The 13,300-nt window shown below is 63.2% G+C and carries 13 protein-coding genes; 12 read left to right on the top strand and 1 reads right to left on the bottom strand.

Going from position 1 to position 13,300, the window contains the following annotated elements:
- The first annotated feature begins 48 nt into the window (after nt 1-48).
- The 5 genes from miaB to ACRRNM_RS06100 all read left to right on the top strand — a co-directional run bounded on the left by miaB (nt 49) and on the right by ACRRNM_RS06100 (nt 5,113).
- Nucleotides 49-1,401 carry a tRNA (N6-isopentenyl adenosine(37)-C2)-methylthiotransferase MiaB gene (gene miaB / locus ACRRNM_RS06120; RefSeq protein WP_435627354.1) on the top strand — a complete coding sequence of 451 codons (1,353 nt, stop codon included), beginning with the start codon at nt 49-51 and terminating at the stop codon, nt 1,399-1,401.
- Between the two features lie 73 nt (nt 1,402-1,474).
- Nucleotides 1,475-2,434, top strand: coding sequence for a PhoH family protein (locus ACRRNM_RS06115; protein WP_435627353.1), 960 nt, complete (start codon nt 1,475-1,477; stop codon nt 2,432-2,434).
- Complete coding sequence (ybeY, locus tag ACRRNM_RS06110; RefSeq protein ID WP_435627352.1) at nt 2,412-2,906, top strand: rRNA maturation RNase YbeY; 495 nt, start codon at nt 2,412-2,414, stop codon at nt 2,904-2,906. Before ACRRNM_RS06115 ends, ybeY begins: the two co-directional genes overlap by 23 nt.
- Before the next feature lie 3 nt (nt 2,907-2,909).
- Entirely contained in the window at nt 2,910-3,767 is an 858-nt protein-coding gene (locus tag ACRRNM_RS06105) for an HlyC/CorC family transporter (RefSeq protein ID WP_435627351.1), read from the top strand.
- Nucleotides 3,768-3,919: 152 nt separating this feature from the next.
- On the top strand, nt 3,920-5,113 hold the full coding sequence (locus ACRRNM_RS06100) for an EAL domain-containing protein (protein WP_435627350.1): 1,194 nt from the start codon (nt 3,920-3,922) through the stop codon (nt 5,111-5,113).
- 13 nt (nt 5,114-5,126) lie between these two features.
- On the opposite strand, the gene ACRRNM_RS06095 is transcribed toward ACRRNM_RS06100, so the two are convergent.
- Nucleotides 5,127-5,858 carry a pseudouridine synthase gene (locus ACRRNM_RS06095; RefSeq protein ID WP_435627349.1) on the bottom strand — a complete coding sequence of 244 codons (732 nt, stop codon included), beginning with the start codon at nt 5,856-5,858 and terminating at the stop codon, nt 5,127-5,129.
- A 101-nt stretch (nt 5,859-5,959) separates the two neighbouring features.
- Here ACRRNM_RS06095 and lnt point away from each other — a divergent pair, with 101 nt between their 5' ends.
- From lnt to ACRRNM_RS06060, 7 genes are all read left to right on the top strand, one after another.
- Entirely contained in the window at nt 5,960-7,519 is a 1,560-nt protein-coding gene (gene lnt / locus ACRRNM_RS06090) for an apolipoprotein N-acyltransferase (RefSeq protein ID WP_435627348.1), read from the top strand.
- A gap of 8 nt (nt 7,520-7,527) precedes the next feature.
- The gene (locus tag ACRRNM_RS06085; RefSeq protein ID WP_435627347.1) at nt 7,528-7,791 is read left to right on the top strand and encodes a GIY-YIG nuclease family protein; all 264 of its coding nucleotides are present in this window, start codon (nt 7,528-7,530) and stop codon (nt 7,789-7,791) included.
- Between the two features lie 33 nt (nt 7,792-7,824).
- Nucleotides 7,825-8,835 (top strand): glycine--tRNA ligase subunit alpha, encoded by a 1,011-nt coding sequence (glyQ, locus tag ACRRNM_RS06080; protein WP_435627346.1) that lies wholly within the window; start codon nt 7,825-7,827, stop codon nt 8,833-8,835.
- Nucleotides 8,835-10,952: a glycine--tRNA ligase subunit beta gene (gene glyS, locus ACRRNM_RS06075; protein WP_435628644.1), complete on the top strand. Its 2,118-nt coding sequence runs from the start codon at nt 8,835-8,837 to the stop codon at nt 10,950-10,952. The genes glyQ and glyS overlap by 1 nt, the downstream gene beginning before the upstream one ends.
- A 128-nt stretch (nt 10,953-11,080) precedes the next feature.
- A complete protein-coding gene (gmhB, locus tag ACRRNM_RS06070; protein ID WP_435627345.1) occupies nt 11,081-11,614 on the top strand; it encodes a D-glycero-beta-D-manno-heptose 1,7-bisphosphate 7-phosphatase in 534 nt (177 codons plus the stop codon).
- A gap of 6 nt (nt 11,615-11,620) precedes the next feature.
- Nucleotides 11,621-12,328: a lysophospholipid acyltransferase family protein gene (locus ACRRNM_RS06065; RefSeq protein ID WP_435627344.1), complete on the top strand. Its 708-nt coding sequence runs from the start codon at nt 11,621-11,623 to the stop codon at nt 12,326-12,328.
- A gap of 211 nt (nt 12,329-12,539) precedes the next feature.
- The gene (locus ACRRNM_RS06060; RefSeq protein WP_435627343.1) at nt 12,540-13,280 is read left to right on the top strand and encodes a M48 family metallopeptidase; all 741 of its coding nucleotides are present in this window, start codon (nt 12,540-12,542) and stop codon (nt 13,278-13,280) included.
- The last annotated feature ends 20 nt before the right edge of the window (nt 13,281-13,300 follow it).

Below are 13,300 nucleotides of genomic sequence, written 5' to 3'. Positions count from 1 at the left end.
ACATGCCGTGTTTTTCGCGATTCGGCGGCGATTGTCCAACCAAGCAGAATGACCAAAAAACTCTATATCAAGACTTATGGCTGCCAGATGAACGAGTACGACTCGGCCAAGATGGCGGATGTGCTGCGTGCCTGCGATGGCATGGAACAGACCGACCAGCCCGAGGAGGCCGATGTCATCCTGTTCAACACCTGCTCGATCCGCGAGAAAGCCGAGGACAAGGTGTTTTCCGACCTGGGGCGCGTGCGCCCGCTCAAGCTGGCCAAGCCGGGCTTGCTGATCGGCGTGGGTGGCTGCGTGGCCAGTCTGGAGGGCGAGGCGATCGCGAAGCGCGCGCCCTATGTCGATGTGGTGTTCGGCCCGCAGACTCTGCACCGGTTGCCGCAGTTGCTGCAGGCACGCCGCGACACGGGAGTGCCGCAGGTGGATATCAGCTTCCCCGAGATCGAGAAGTTCGACCATTTGCCCGCACCGGAAAAGGCGGTCGGCATGGCCTTCGTCTCCGTCATGGAAGGGTGCAGCAAATACTGCACCTATTGCGTGGTGCCCTATACGCGCGGCGAGGAAGTGTCGCGCCCGCTCATCGACGTGCTGCGCGACATCCAGGTGCTGGTCGGGCAGGGCGTGAGGGAGATCACTCTGCTCGGCCAGAACGTAAACGCCTACTGCGGCGCGACGGAGGACGGCGACACGGTGGATTTCGCCTTCCTGTTGCAGGCGGTCGCTGCACTCGACGGCGTGGAGCGCCTGCGCTACACCACCTCGCATCCCAAGGAGATGACGCAACGCCTCATCGATGTGTACGCGACCACGCCCAAGCTGGTCAGCCATCTGCACCTGCCGGTACAGTCCGGTTCAGATCGCATCCTCGCGGCGATGAAGCGCGGCTACTCGGCGCTGGAATACAAATCCATCGTGCGCAGGCTGCGCGCGGTGCGCCCCGATATCTGCATCTCGTCGGATTTCATCGTCGGTTTTCCCGGCGAGACCGAGCGTGATTTCGAGGCGACCATGAAGCTGATCGACGACGTGGGCTTCGACGTGAGCTTCAGCTTCGTTTACAGCGCCCGCCCCGGCACGCCTGCGGCCGAACTGCCGGACGGCACCCCGCCGGACGTGAAGTCGGCGCGCCTCGCGCGGTTGCAGGCGCGCATCGATGAGCTGGAACTGAAGGTCAACCAGGCCATGCTCGGCACGGTGCAGCGCGTGCTGGTGGAAGGCGTATCGAAGAAGGATACGAGTGAACTGGCCGGGCGCACCGACAACAACCGCGTGGTGAATTTCCGCGGTACGCCGGAGCTGATCGGACAGTTCGTCGATGTGAAGATCACGCAAGTTGTGCGCCATACCCTGCGCGGCGAGCCTGTGATCCCCTCTCCCTTGCAGGGAGGTAACCAATGACTTACCCAGCGTTTTTTGACGGGTTAGTCAGATGGCTAGTAGTTCCATCAGGGTTAGGGTGAGGATAGAAGCCATGAATACTCCCGTCATTCAATTCGCGCTCGAGCCGCTCGACAACCAGCGGCTCGCGCATCTGTGCGGTCCGCTGGACGAGAACCTGCGCCAGATCGAGACCGCGCTGGAGGTCGGCATCGCGCGGCGCGGCGAGCATTTCAGCGTCGAGGGCGCGCAGGCGGAACTCGCGCGCGAGGTGCTCCAGGATTTCTACCGCGAGGCCAAGCACGACATCACGCTGGAGCGGCTCCAGCTCGGCCTGATCGAGGCGATGAAATGGCGCAGTGAGCAGCAGCCGGAGAGCGACTTCGTGCCGCTCCTGATGACGCGCAAGGCCGATATCCGCGGCCGCACGCCGCGCCAGAACAGCTACCTGCAGGCCATCCAGGAACACGACATCACCTTCGGCGTCGGCCCGGCCGGCACCGGCAAGACCTATCTCGCCGTGGCCTGCGCGGTGGATGCGCTGCAGCGCGAAGCGGTGCGCCGCCTCGTGTTGGTGCGCCCGGCGGTGGAGGCGGGCGAGAAGCTCGGCTTCCTGCCCGGCGACCTGGCGCAGAAAGTCGATCCCTACCTGCGTCCGCTGTACGACGCGCTCTACGACCTGATGGGGCTGGAAAAGGTCAACCGCGCCTTCGAGCGCGGCATGATCGAGATCGCGCCGCTGGCTTACATGCGCGGGCGCACCCTGAATCATTCCTTTATCATCCTCGACGAGGCGCAGAACACCACGCCCGAACAGATGAAGATGTTCCTGACCCGCATCGGCTTCGGCAGCAAGGCGGTGATTACCGGCGACGTCACTCAGATCGACCTGGCGCGCGGGCAGAAGAGCGGCCTCATCGAAGTGCGCGAGATACTGAAGGACGTGCGCGGTATCGCGTTCAGCGACTTCCTCGCCGAGGACGTGGTGCGCCATCCGCTGGTGCAAAAGATTGTCTCGGCCTATGAGCGTCATGAACAGCAGAAAAACGAATAAGATGATGCCGCCCAAACTTTCTTTGGTCATGCAGTATGCGAGCGCCGCGCAGCACCTGCCGACGCGCGTGCAACTGCGCCGCTGGATCAAGGCCGCGCTGCGGCGCGATGCGTCCATGACGCTGCGCATCGTGGACGAGGCCGAGGGACGCGAACTGAACAAAAATTACCGCGGCAAGGATTACGCCACCAACGTGCTGACCTTCGTCTATGACGATACCGCTACGCTCAGCGGCGACGCCGATTTGATTTGCGGTGATGTCGTCATCTGCGCGCCGGTGGTGGAGCGCGAGGCGCGCGAGCAGGGCAAGGAACTCCTCGCGCACTATGCGCATCTGGCGATCCATGCCGCCCTGCACCTGCAGGGCTACGACCACGAAAGCGACACCGAGGCTGCCGGGATGGAAGCACTGGAAACCGGGCTGATGCTAGAATTACGCTTCCCCGATCCTTACCAGGACACACATAAATAAAAAATGGATGACCCCGAAAGTAGCAAACCCGGTTTGCTGGAACGCCTCTCCGCGTTCCTGCTGCGCGAACCGGAAGACCGCGAACAACTGATACAACTGCTGCATTCCGCCTACGAACGCACCCTGCTGGACGCCGACGCGCTGTCCATGATGGAAGGCGTGCTGCAAGTCTCCGAGCGCCAGGTGCGCGAAATCATGATCCCGCGCGCGCAAATGGATGTCATCGACATCAGCGAGCCGCCGGAAAAATTCATCCCCTTCGTCATCGAGACCGCTCACTCGCGCTTCCCCGTGACCGATGGCGACAAGGACAACATCATCGGCATCCTGCTGGCGAAGGATCTGCTGCGCTATTACGCTGGCGAAGAATTCAACGTGCGCGACATGCTGCGCCCGGCGGTGTTCGTGCCGGAATCCAAGCGACTGAACGTGCTGCTGCGCGATTTCCGCAGCAACCGCAACCACATCGCGCTGGTGGCCGACGAGTACGGCGGCGTGTCCGGCATGGTGACGATTGAGGATGTGCTGGAGCAGATCGTCGGCGACATCGAGGACGAATACGATTTCAACGAGGATGAGGACAACATCATCCCGGACAGCAAGGGGAAGTGGCGCGTGAAAGCCGATACCGAGATCGGCGATTTCAACGAGGCGCTCGGCACGGAATTCAGCGACGAGGAATGCGACACCGTGGGCGGTCTGGTGCTCAAGGCCGCCGGACAGCTTCCGAGGCGCGGCGACCGCGTGCAGGTCGGCGGGCTGGCCTTTACCGTGCTGCGCGCGGATAGCCGCCGCTTGTATTCGCTGCTGGTGGAGCGCAAAAAAATCGCAGCAGAAACGCCGGCCCCGGATAACCGCTGAGTTTCAGCGTATATCTAATTCCGCTAATACTTCCGGAGTGGATCGAAGCGATCGAACTAGGCCGTTCGGTATATTGTTTTTTGACCCTACCTCTGGGATAGTTATACAAAGATGGAATCCGGTTGCCGTCTGAGCCGTAACAGGGGGACTACATGTTTGACGAGTTGGATCGCGAAGTCTTCGCCGCAGGTGAGCAGATATTCAAGGTCGGCGATGCCGGCGATTGCGCCTACCTCATCGAAAAGGGCTCGGTCGATATTTTCATCCTGGATCAGGGTGTGGAGCATAAGGTCAGCTCCCTGGGCAAGGACGAAATGTTCGGCGAAATCGCGCTGATCGACCAGCAGCCGCGCACGGCTACGGTCAGGGCCGTCGAGAAGACCATACTCGTTCCCGTCAAGCGGAAGCTGGTGGATGGCTTGCTGGATAAGTGCGACCCGATCCTGCGCCATCTGCTGATGGTCATCCTGGAGCGTTTCCGCAGCAAGCAGGGCGGCTCCGCAAAACCGGCGCCGGACGCAAAAACCACGCCGGCGCAAGCCGCCAATCGCAGCACCCTGAGAGGCGAGGCTACGCAGAAATTGTCGCTCGCCCATGGGATTACGCGCGCCCTGACGCGCAACGAATTCGAACTCTATTACCAGCCGATCTGCAACCTGGCCGATAGCAACATCGTCGGGTTCGAGGCGCTGATCCGCTGGCATCACCCCACGGACGGCGTGATCCCGCCGATGGATTTTCTCTGGCTTGCCGAGCAGACCGGCCTGATACGCGAGCTCGGGCTGTGGACGCTGGAGCGCGCCTGTCGCGACTGGCCGGCGCTGAGGCAGTATTCCACCTATCCGTATCCTTTCGTCAGCGTCAACCTGTCGCCAACCCAGTTGACCTGCGAATCGCTGGTGGACGACGTGAAGACGATCATCGCGCGCCACGGCATGCCGTCGACGGAGCTGAAGCTGGAGCTTACCGAAACGGTCATGATCGAGCATCCCGAAATGGCGTTGCGCATCCTGGATCGGCTGGTCGAACTGGGCAGCAGCCTTGCGCTGGACGATTACGGCACCGGGCACTCCGGGCTGGAGCACCTGCAGCGCTACCCGGTCGGCACCTTGAAAATAGACCGTGCCTTCATCGATCCCATGATGAACTCCCCGCAGAGCCTGGAAATCGTGCGCTCTTCAATCGACCTCGCGCACTCGCTCGGCATGAACGTGGTCGCCGAAGGAGTGGAAACCGGACTGGCGCGCAAGAAGCTGCTGGAGCTGGGCTGCGATTTCGGGCAGGGCTGGCATTTCGGCAAGCCCGCCGCGTTGCCTGACCTGGCTGTTCATTACGTGAAAGCCTGATGCCGGGCAGTATTTAAAACTGCTCGTTTTCTCCCAGGTAGCGCCACTGCCCGAGCGGCAGATTCCCCAGCTTCACCTTGCCGATGCGGATGCGCTTCAATCCCGTCACCTTCAGTTCGACCAGTTCGCACATGCGGCGGATCTGGCGTTTCTTGCCCTCGCGCAGCACGAAGCGCAGCTGGTCCTCGTTCTGCCAGGTCACCTTGGCGGGCTTGAGATATTCGCCATCCAGCTTCAGCCCCTGATTGAGCAGCGCCAGTCCGCTGTCCTTGAGCTTGCCCTGCACGCGTACCAGATATTCCTTGTCCACTTTGGAATCCTCGCCGATCAGTTGTTTGGCGATGCGACCGTCCTGGGTGAGCACCAGCAGGCCCTGCGAGTCTATATCCAGGCGGCCCGCCGGGGCGAGGCCGAGCAACTGGCTGCGGTGGAAGCGCAGCGGCGACGGGTCTTCCGCCCAGTGTGTAGCGCCGTCGATCAGGGTGACAGCGGGCTTGTAGTCATGTTCGGCCTGCCCGGATACATAGCCGATCGGCTTGTTGAGCAGGATCGTCACGCGCTGCTGCTGGGTGTTCTGTGCGGCGCTGCGCAGGGTGATCTGCTGGGTGGGGTAGACCTTGCTGCCCAGCTCGCTCACGACTTCGCCGTCGACTTCCACCCAGCCCTTCTCGATGTAACTGTCCGCTTCGCGGCGCGAGCACAGTCCGAGTTCGGACATGCGTTTGGAGAGGCGGATTTTTTCCATGGCGGGAGGTGTTACTGAATAATCAGGGCGCGATTTAATCACAAATGCCGTATCGGAAGGAATCGGTTATTCTTCGCGCGTTTTCTGTACCGGTTCTCTCGATGTCCAAAACTCGAAAATCCCTGTTCGCCGCATTCATCGCGGGCTTGTCGTGCGTGTTCGGTTTCGCGCCGTTCGGGGTCTTCGCCATCCCGGTGCTGGCGCTCGCCGTGCTGTTCGCCCTGTGGAGCCGCGCCGATGATCCGCGCGCGGCGGGATGGCTGGGCTTCGCGTTCGGCCTCGGCCTGTTCGGCGCCGGTATCGGCTGGATCTATGTTGCGCTGCATGACTACGGCAACATGCCGCTGCCGCTCGCGCTGCCCGCCACACTGCTGTTCGCGGCGTTCCTCGCGCTGTTTCCGGCGCTGGCCGGTTACGCGCAGGCGCGTTTGCCGGCGCTGACCGGCGCGGTGTTCAGGAGCCCGGAAGAAGAGAACCGCTCCGGTGCGGAAGCCGCGTACAGCCTCCCCACGCAGGTATCGCTGTGTGCGCTGATGCCGGCGGCGTGGGTGCTGGTGGAATGGCTGCGCGGCATGATCTTCACCGGCTTCCCGTGGTTGACCCTGGGCTACGCGCACAGCGACAGCCCGCTGGCGGGCTACGCGCCGCTGCTCGGCGTGTACGGCGTGTCGCTGGTTGCGGCGGTGAGCGCGGGGCTGCTGGCGATGTTGTGGCACAAGCGCTGGAGCCGGCAGGGACAGATTGCCTTGGCCGTGCTCGTTGCGTTTTGGATCGGCGGTGCGGCGTTGCGCGCCATCGCCTGGACGCAGCCGCACGGCGAGCCGTTCAGCGTCGCGCTGGTGCAGGGCAACATCGCGCAGGACCTCAAGTTCAACGAAGACGCGTTGCCCGGCACGCTGGAAACCTACCGCCGCCTGGTGCTGCAGAATCCGGCGCGCCTCACCGTGCTGCCGGAAACCGCGCTACCGCTGCTGCGCCACGAAGTGCCCACGGCTCTGGTCGAACAACTGCGCAATCACGCGAGGAAAAACGGCGGCGACATCCTGATCGGCACCTTCGAGCGCAACAACGGCAGCTACTACAACGGCGTGTTCACGCTCGGCTCCGCGGACGAGCAGCATTACCGCAAGCAGCACCTCGTACCGTTCGGCGAGTTCATCCCGCTGCGCCCGCTGCTCGGCTGGTTCATCAACGGCGTGCTCGACATCCCGATGGGCGACCTCGCGCGCGGCGACGAGCGGCAGGCGCCGCTCGAGGTCGCCGGGCAGCAAGTCGCGGCGGACATCTGCTACGAGGACGTGTTCGGCGAGGAGATCATTCGTGCGCTGCCCGAGGCGACGCTGCTGGTGAACTTTACCAACGACGCGTGGTACGGCCGCTCGCACGCCGCGGCGCAGCACAACCAGATTTCGCAACTGCGCGCGCTGGAAACTGGCCGTATGATGCTGCGCGCCACCAATACCGGCGTGACCTCCATCATCGGCGCGGACGGCAGGGTGCTGCAACAACTGCCGCAACACCGGGAGGCCGTGCTGAACGGCATGGCGCAGGGCTATCAGGGCATCACGCCCTACGTGCGCTGGGGCAACGCGGCGGTGATGCTGTTGCTGATCGCCATGCTGGCCTACGCGCGGCTGCGCCGCATTCCCTCGGAGGGCTAGGGAGGGGAATGAACTGGTTCTGCTACCTGCTGCGCTGCGCCGACGACTCCCTGTACTGCGGCATCACCAACGATCTGGAAAAACGCCTTGCGGCGCATAACGCCGGCACGGCATCCAAGTACACAAGGGTGCGCCTGCCGGTGGCACTGGCGTATGCCGAGCCATGCACCGATCGTTCTGCCGCATCGAAGCGCGAGATGGAGATCAAGAATCTGACGCGCACCGACAAGCTAGAGCTCATCGGGCTGACGGCAGTCATCGAAAGCCGGTAAAATGTGTACCTTCGCAATCGCCTGATAACACCGATGCTTACCTTTGGTTCCAACATAACGCCCGCGAGCGGGCATGAGTCTTCACCGAAGCTCAGCCAAGGGCTGAGCTTTCAACAGATCATCCTGACGCTGCAGAATTACTGGGACAAGCAGGGTTGCGCGCTCTTGCAGCCCTATGACATGGAGGTCGGCGCGGGCACCTCGCACACGGCGACCTTCCTGCGCGCGCTCGGCCCGGAGCCGTGGAAGGCCGGTTACGTGCAGCCGTCGCGCCGCCCCAAGGACGGGCGTTACGGCGAGAATCCGAACCGTTTGCAGCATTACTACCAGTTCCAGGTGGTGCTGAAACCCTCTCCCGCGAACATCCTCGACCTGTACCTCGGTTCGCTGGAGGCGCTCGGCTTCGACCTGAAACAGAACGACATCCGCTTCGTCGAGGACGACTGGGAGAACCCGACGCTGGGCGCATGGGGGCTGGGCTGGGAGGTGTGGCTGAACGGCATGGAGGTCACGCAGTTCACCTATTTCCAGCAGGTCGGCGGCATCGACTGCAAGCCGATCACCGGTGAGATCACCTACGGGCTCGAGCGGCTGGCGATGTACCTGCAGGGCGTCGAGAACGTGTTCGACCTGACCTGGACTCCGGGCGTGACCTATCGCGACGTGTACCACCAGAACGAGGTCGAGCAATCCGCCTACAACTTCGAACACAGCGATGTGGGGTTTCTGCTCGGCGCGTTCGGCAGCCACGAGAAGCAGGCCAAATACCTGATGGAACAGCAACTCGCATTGCCCGCCTACGAACAAGTCTTGAAAGCCGCGCATACCTTCAACCTGCTCGATGCGCGCGGCGCGATCTCGGTGACCGAGCGTGCCGCCTACATCGGGCGTATCCGCAACCTCGCGCGTAGCGTCGCGCAGAGCTACCTCGATAGCCGCGCGCGGCTCGGCTTCCCGATGGCGCCGAAGGCGTGGGCGGACGAAGTGCTGGCCCAGATCGAGAAGAAGCCTGTCCTGAGCAAAGTCGAAGGAGCGGCGGCATGATGACGACGAAGAATTTGCTGGTCGAGTTGCTCGTCGAGGAACTGCCGCCCAAGGCGCTGAAGAAGCTCGGCGAGTCTTTTGCCGCCGTGCTGGTCGAGAGCCTCAAGGCGCAAGGCTTGGCCTCGGCCGCAAGCGCCGTGACCCCTTTTGCTTCGCCGCGCCGCCTTGCGGTGCGCGTTAGCGATGTGGTCGCCAGGGCCGAAGACAAGGCGGTGTCGCAGAAGCTGATGCCGGTTTCCGTCGGGCTGGATGCGAACGGGCAGGCGACAACCGCTCTGTTGAAAAAACTCGCCGCACTGAGCGCCGGGCCTGAAACCGTGCCGCAGTTGCGCCGCGAAGGCGAGGGCAAGGCGGAGTCGCTGGTCTACGACAGCAGGCAGGCCGGGGCGACGCTGGCGGAAGGCTTGCAGAAGGCTTTGGAAGACGCGCTTGCCAAGCTGCCGATCCCCAAGATGATGACCTATCAGCTCGCCGACGGCTGGAGCAGCGTGCAGTTCGTGCGCCCCGCGCATGGGGTGGTTGCGCTGCATGGCAGCGATATCGTGCCGGTCTCGGTGCTCGGGCTGACGGCGGGCAACACCACGCAAGGTCACCGCTTCGAGGCTGCCGCCGCGCAGGTGGTTCTGAAAGACGCCGACAGCTACGAGGCGCAGATGGAAAACGAAGGTGCGGTGATCCCTGGCTTCGAAAAGCGCCGCGCCGAGATCGTCAAACAACTTGCCGCCGCCGCGGCGAAAGAAAACCTCAAGCCGATTGAAGACGACGCCCTGCTGGACGAGGTGACCGCGCTGGTCGAGCGACCCAATGTGCTGGCCGGCAAATTCGAGGCGGAATTCCTCGAGGTGCCGCAGGAATGCCTGATCCTGACGATGAAGGCGAACCAGAAATACTTCCCGCTGCTCGATGCCGCGGGCAAGCTGACCAACAAGTTCCTGATCGTATCCAACATCCGCCCTGCGGACGCGAACCTGGTGATCGGCGGCAACGAGCGTGTGGTGCGCCCGCGCCTCGCGGACGCGAAGTTCTTCTTCGACCAGGACCGCAAGAAGACACTGGAATCGCGCGTCGAGAAGCTCGGCAGCGTGGTGTACCACAACAAGCTGGGCACGCAGCTGCAACGCGTCGAACGCATCGCCACGCTGGCCGGCACGATTGCGCGGCTGCTGGATGCGGACAAGGCGGATGCGGAGCTCGCGGCGCGCCTGTCCAAGGCCGACCTGCTCACCGACATGGTCGGCGAGTTCCCCGAGCTGCAGGGCATCATGGGGCGCTACTACGCGCTGCACGACGGCGAGGGCAAGGCCGTGGCAGATGCCATTGAGGCGCACTACCGTCCGCGCTTCGCCGGGGATGCGCTGCCACAGGGTTCAATCGCCTGCGCGCTCGCGCTGGCCGACAAGCTGGAGACGGTGGTCGGCATCTACGGCATCGGCCAGGTGCCCACCGGCGAAAAGGATCCATTCGGCCTGCGCCGCCATGCGCTGGGCATCCTGCGCATCCTCGTCGAGACGCCGCTCGACCTGCCGCTGCCCGCGCTCGTGAAGACCGCGGCCGCAAATTTTCCGGCAGGCCTCTTGAGCGCGACGGTCGCGGGCGACGTGGAAGGCTTCATGCTGGATCGCCTGCGCGGCTACCTGCGCGAGCGCGGCTTCGAGGCGACGCATATCGAGGCGGTGCTGTGCATGCTCGACGGGCGCATGCACGAGGTGCTGCCGCGCCTGCAGGGGGTGCGTACGTTCGCAGCGCTGGAGGTGGCCAAAGACCTGGCCGCGGCCAACAAGCGCGTGCAGAACATCATGCGCAAGAATGCCGAGGAGCTCGGCGCCGATTCCGCGCGCGCGGCCGTGAAACCCGCGCTGCTGAAGGAGGCCGCCGAGCGCGAGCTGCACCAGGCCATACAGGACATCAAGCCGATGGCAACGGGCTATCTGGAGCGCGGAGAGTATGGCAACAACCTGAAGGTGCTGGTTACGCTCAAGCCCTTCATCGACGACTTCTTCGACAAGGTCATGGTGATGTGCGAAGACAAGGAGTTGCGCCTCAATCGCGCGGCACTGCTGCAGCAGCTCGGCCGGCTCATGAACCAGGTCGCCGATATCTCCAAGTTAGCGGCGTGAAACAGTGAAAGGTGAAATGTGAAAAGTGATGCCCACCCGGCGCTGCGCGCCACCCTCCCTGCCGGGAGGGTAATTGCCTTTCGCATGTTACGTTTCACCTTTCACGTTTCACTTTTCACGGCACCAAAATGAACCTCGTCATTCTCGACCGCGACGGCGTGATCAATTACGACTCCGACCAGTTCATCAAGAAGCCGGAGGAATGGAAGCCGATTCCCGGCAGCCTGGAGGCGATTGCGCGCCTGAACCAGGCCGGCTACCGCGTGGTGGTGGCAACCAACCAGTCCGGCATCGGGCGCGGGCTGCTCGACATGACGATGCTGAATGCGATCCACGGCAAGATGCACAAGGCCTGCGCGCTGGTCGGCGCCCGCATCGATGCGGTGTTTTTCTGCCCGCATACCAACGAGAACGATTGCGACTGCCGCAAGCCCAGGAGCGGGATGCTCAAGGAGATTGCGGAGCGCTACAACTTCGGCGGCCTTGAAGATGTGCCGGTGGTGGGCGATTCGCTGCGCGATTTACAGCCCGCCGCCGCGCTGGGCGCGCAGCCCTATCTGGTGCTGACCGGCAAGGGAACGAAGACGCAGGCCGCGGGCGGCCTGCCGGAAGGCACGCTGGTTTTCCCCGACCTCGCGGCGGTGGTTACTGAATTACTTTAGGCTGACATGCTGGCTCTACGCTCGCTGATTTTCCTGCTGTTGCAGATCATCCTCACGCCAATTTTTTCCACGCTGGCGCTGCTGACCTTTCCGTTTCCGCCGCTGACGCGCTACCGACTCATCTCCAGCTATGCGCGCACCATGCTCTGGCTGCTGCGCATGGTGTGCGGCATCCGCCACGAGGTGCGCGGCATCGAGAACATCCCCAGGGAACCCAGCGTCGTGCTGTGCAAACACCAGTCCGCCTGGGAGACGCTCGCGCTGCAACAGATATTCCCGCCGCAGGCGTGGGTGCTGAAGCGCGAGCTGCTGTGGCTGCCGTTCTTCGGCTGGGGTCTGGCGATGACCAGCCCGATCGCGATCAAGCGCAGCGACGGCAAGGGAGCGATCAAGCAGTTGCTCAAGCAGGGCAAGGAGCGGCTCGTGCAGGGCTTCTGCGTGGTGGTCTTCCCCGAGGGCACGCGCGTGCCATTCGGCCAGCGCGGCAAATACAAGATCGGCGGGGCGATGCTGGCGGCAAGCAGCGGCGCCCCGGTGGTGCCGGTGGCGCACAATGCCGGGCGGCTCTGGGGACGCCAGGCATTCAGCAAGCATCCCGGCCTCATCACCATGAGTGTCGGCAAACCGATCGAGACCAAGGGACGCAAGGCCGAAGAGATCAACGCCGAAGTCGAGGCGTGGATCGAGAACGAGATTCAACGCTTGCCGCATTGAAGCCGAAAAAGCGATTCACCACGAAGTTCACAAAGGACATGAAGGGGATGAAAATTTTCAGGGAGAGTGAACGGGAGAGGTCGCTTGCCAATGGAACGAGACCTGTTTGCTTTTCTTCGTGCTCTTCGTTAACCAGCCACTTTGCGACCGTTCTTTGGTCGCATAGTGGAATGGCTAGTAGTCCTATCAGTCCTTCGTGGTATGAATGCAGATGCTGAAACGCCTGCGCAACCTGGTTTCTCCTCCTGCCATACCCGCCGTCGAGCAGCGCGCTGCACTCCTCGCCGGAAAAAATGTTTCCTACACCCTGAAGCGCAGCCGGCGCCGCAGCATCGGCCTGCGCATCGACGGCCGCGGCCTGATCGTGAGCGCGCCCTTGCGCGTCTCGGAAAAATGGCTGCACAGCGTGCTGCAGGACAAAGCGCAGTGGGTAATCGAGAAGCTGGACGACTGGCAGTCGCGCAAGCCGAGGGAAGTGCGTTGGGCGGACGGGGAGCTTGTTCCGTTTCTCGGCGAGCGCCTCGTTCTGTGCGTGCGGCAGAGCCTGTTTGCCGCGCCGGTGCAGCAACGCGGCAGGGAACTGTGGGTATTCGTGGCGGACGACAGCGATGCCGCCCATATCGAGCAACTGGTGCTGCGCTGGCACCGGGAGCAGGCCGGGCCGCTGTTCGCCGAACGCGTGGCGCATTACGCGCCGCTGCTGAACGTCGCGCCGCGCACGGTCAAGCTGTCGGCGGCGAAGACGCAGTGGGGCAGCTGCACGGCGCGCGGCGCGGTGCGGCTCAACGAGCAGCTCATCCGCCTGCCGCTGCGCCTGATCGATTACGTGGTGGTGCACGAGCTCGCGCACCTGCGCGAGATGAACCACTCGGCGGCGTTCTGGAATGTGGTGGGCAGCGCCTGCCCGGATTACGCGAAGCTGCGCCGGGAGTTGAAGTCGGTGGGACTGTAGAAAAAACATTGTCCACGAAA

Source organism: Ferrigenium straubiae (assembly GCF_051257895.1).
Taxonomy (GTDB): domain Bacteria; phylum Pseudomonadota; class Gammaproteobacteria; order Burkholderiales; family Gallionellaceae; genus Gallionella; species Gallionella straubiae.
Note: the sequence above shows the minus strand (reverse complement) of the source record. Positions and strands in the feature narration are given on the sequence as shown.

What these genes read in the sequence shown, in the direction of transcription:
- miaB (WP_435627354.1), top strand. Translation starts at nt 49, where the DNA reads ATGACCAAAAAACTCTATATCAAGACTTATGGCTGCCAGATGAACGAG.
- ACRRNM_RS06115 (WP_435627353.1), top strand. Translation starts at nt 1,475, where the DNA reads ATGAATACTCCCGTCATTCAATTCGCGCTCGAGCCGCTCGACAACCAG.
- ybeY (WP_435627352.1), top strand. Translation starts at nt 2,412, where the DNA reads ATGAACAGCAGAAAAACGAATAAGATGATGCCGCCCAAACTTTCTTTG.
- ACRRNM_RS06105 (WP_435627351.1), top strand. Translation starts at nt 2,910, where the DNA reads ATGGATGACCCCGAAAGTAGCAAACCCGGTTTGCTGGAACGCCTCTCC.
- ACRRNM_RS06100 (WP_435627350.1), top strand. Translation starts at nt 3,920, where the DNA reads ATGTTTGACGAGTTGGATCGCGAAGTCTTCGCCGCAGGTGAGCAGATA.
- ACRRNM_RS06095 (WP_435627349.1), bottom strand. Translation starts at nt 5,858, where the DNA reads ATGGAAAAAATCCGCCTCTCCAAACGCATGTCCGAACTCGGACTGTGC.
- lnt (WP_435627348.1), top strand. Translation starts at nt 5,960, where the DNA reads ATGTCCAAAACTCGAAAATCCCTGTTCGCCGCATTCATCGCGGGCTTG.
- ACRRNM_RS06085 (WP_435627347.1), top strand. Translation starts at nt 7,528, where the DNA reads ATGAACTGGTTCTGCTACCTGCTGCGCTGCGCCGACGACTCCCTGTAC.
- glyQ (WP_435627346.1), top strand. Translation starts at nt 7,825, where the DNA reads ATGCTTACCTTTGGTTCCAACATAACGCCCGCGAGCGGGCATGAGTCT.
- glyS (WP_435628644.1), top strand. Translation starts at nt 8,835, where the DNA reads ATGACGACGAAGAATTTGCTGGTCGAGTTGCTCGTCGAGGAACTGCCG.
- gmhB (WP_435627345.1), top strand. Translation starts at nt 11,081, where the DNA reads ATGAACCTCGTCATTCTCGACCGCGACGGCGTGATCAATTACGACTCC.
- ACRRNM_RS06065 (WP_435627344.1), top strand. Translation starts at nt 11,621, where the DNA reads ATGCTGGCTCTACGCTCGCTGATTTTCCTGCTGTTGCAGATCATCCTC.
- ACRRNM_RS06060 (WP_435627343.1), top strand. Translation starts at nt 12,540, where the DNA reads ATGCTGAAACGCCTGCGCAACCTGGTTTCTCCTCCTGCCATACCCGCC.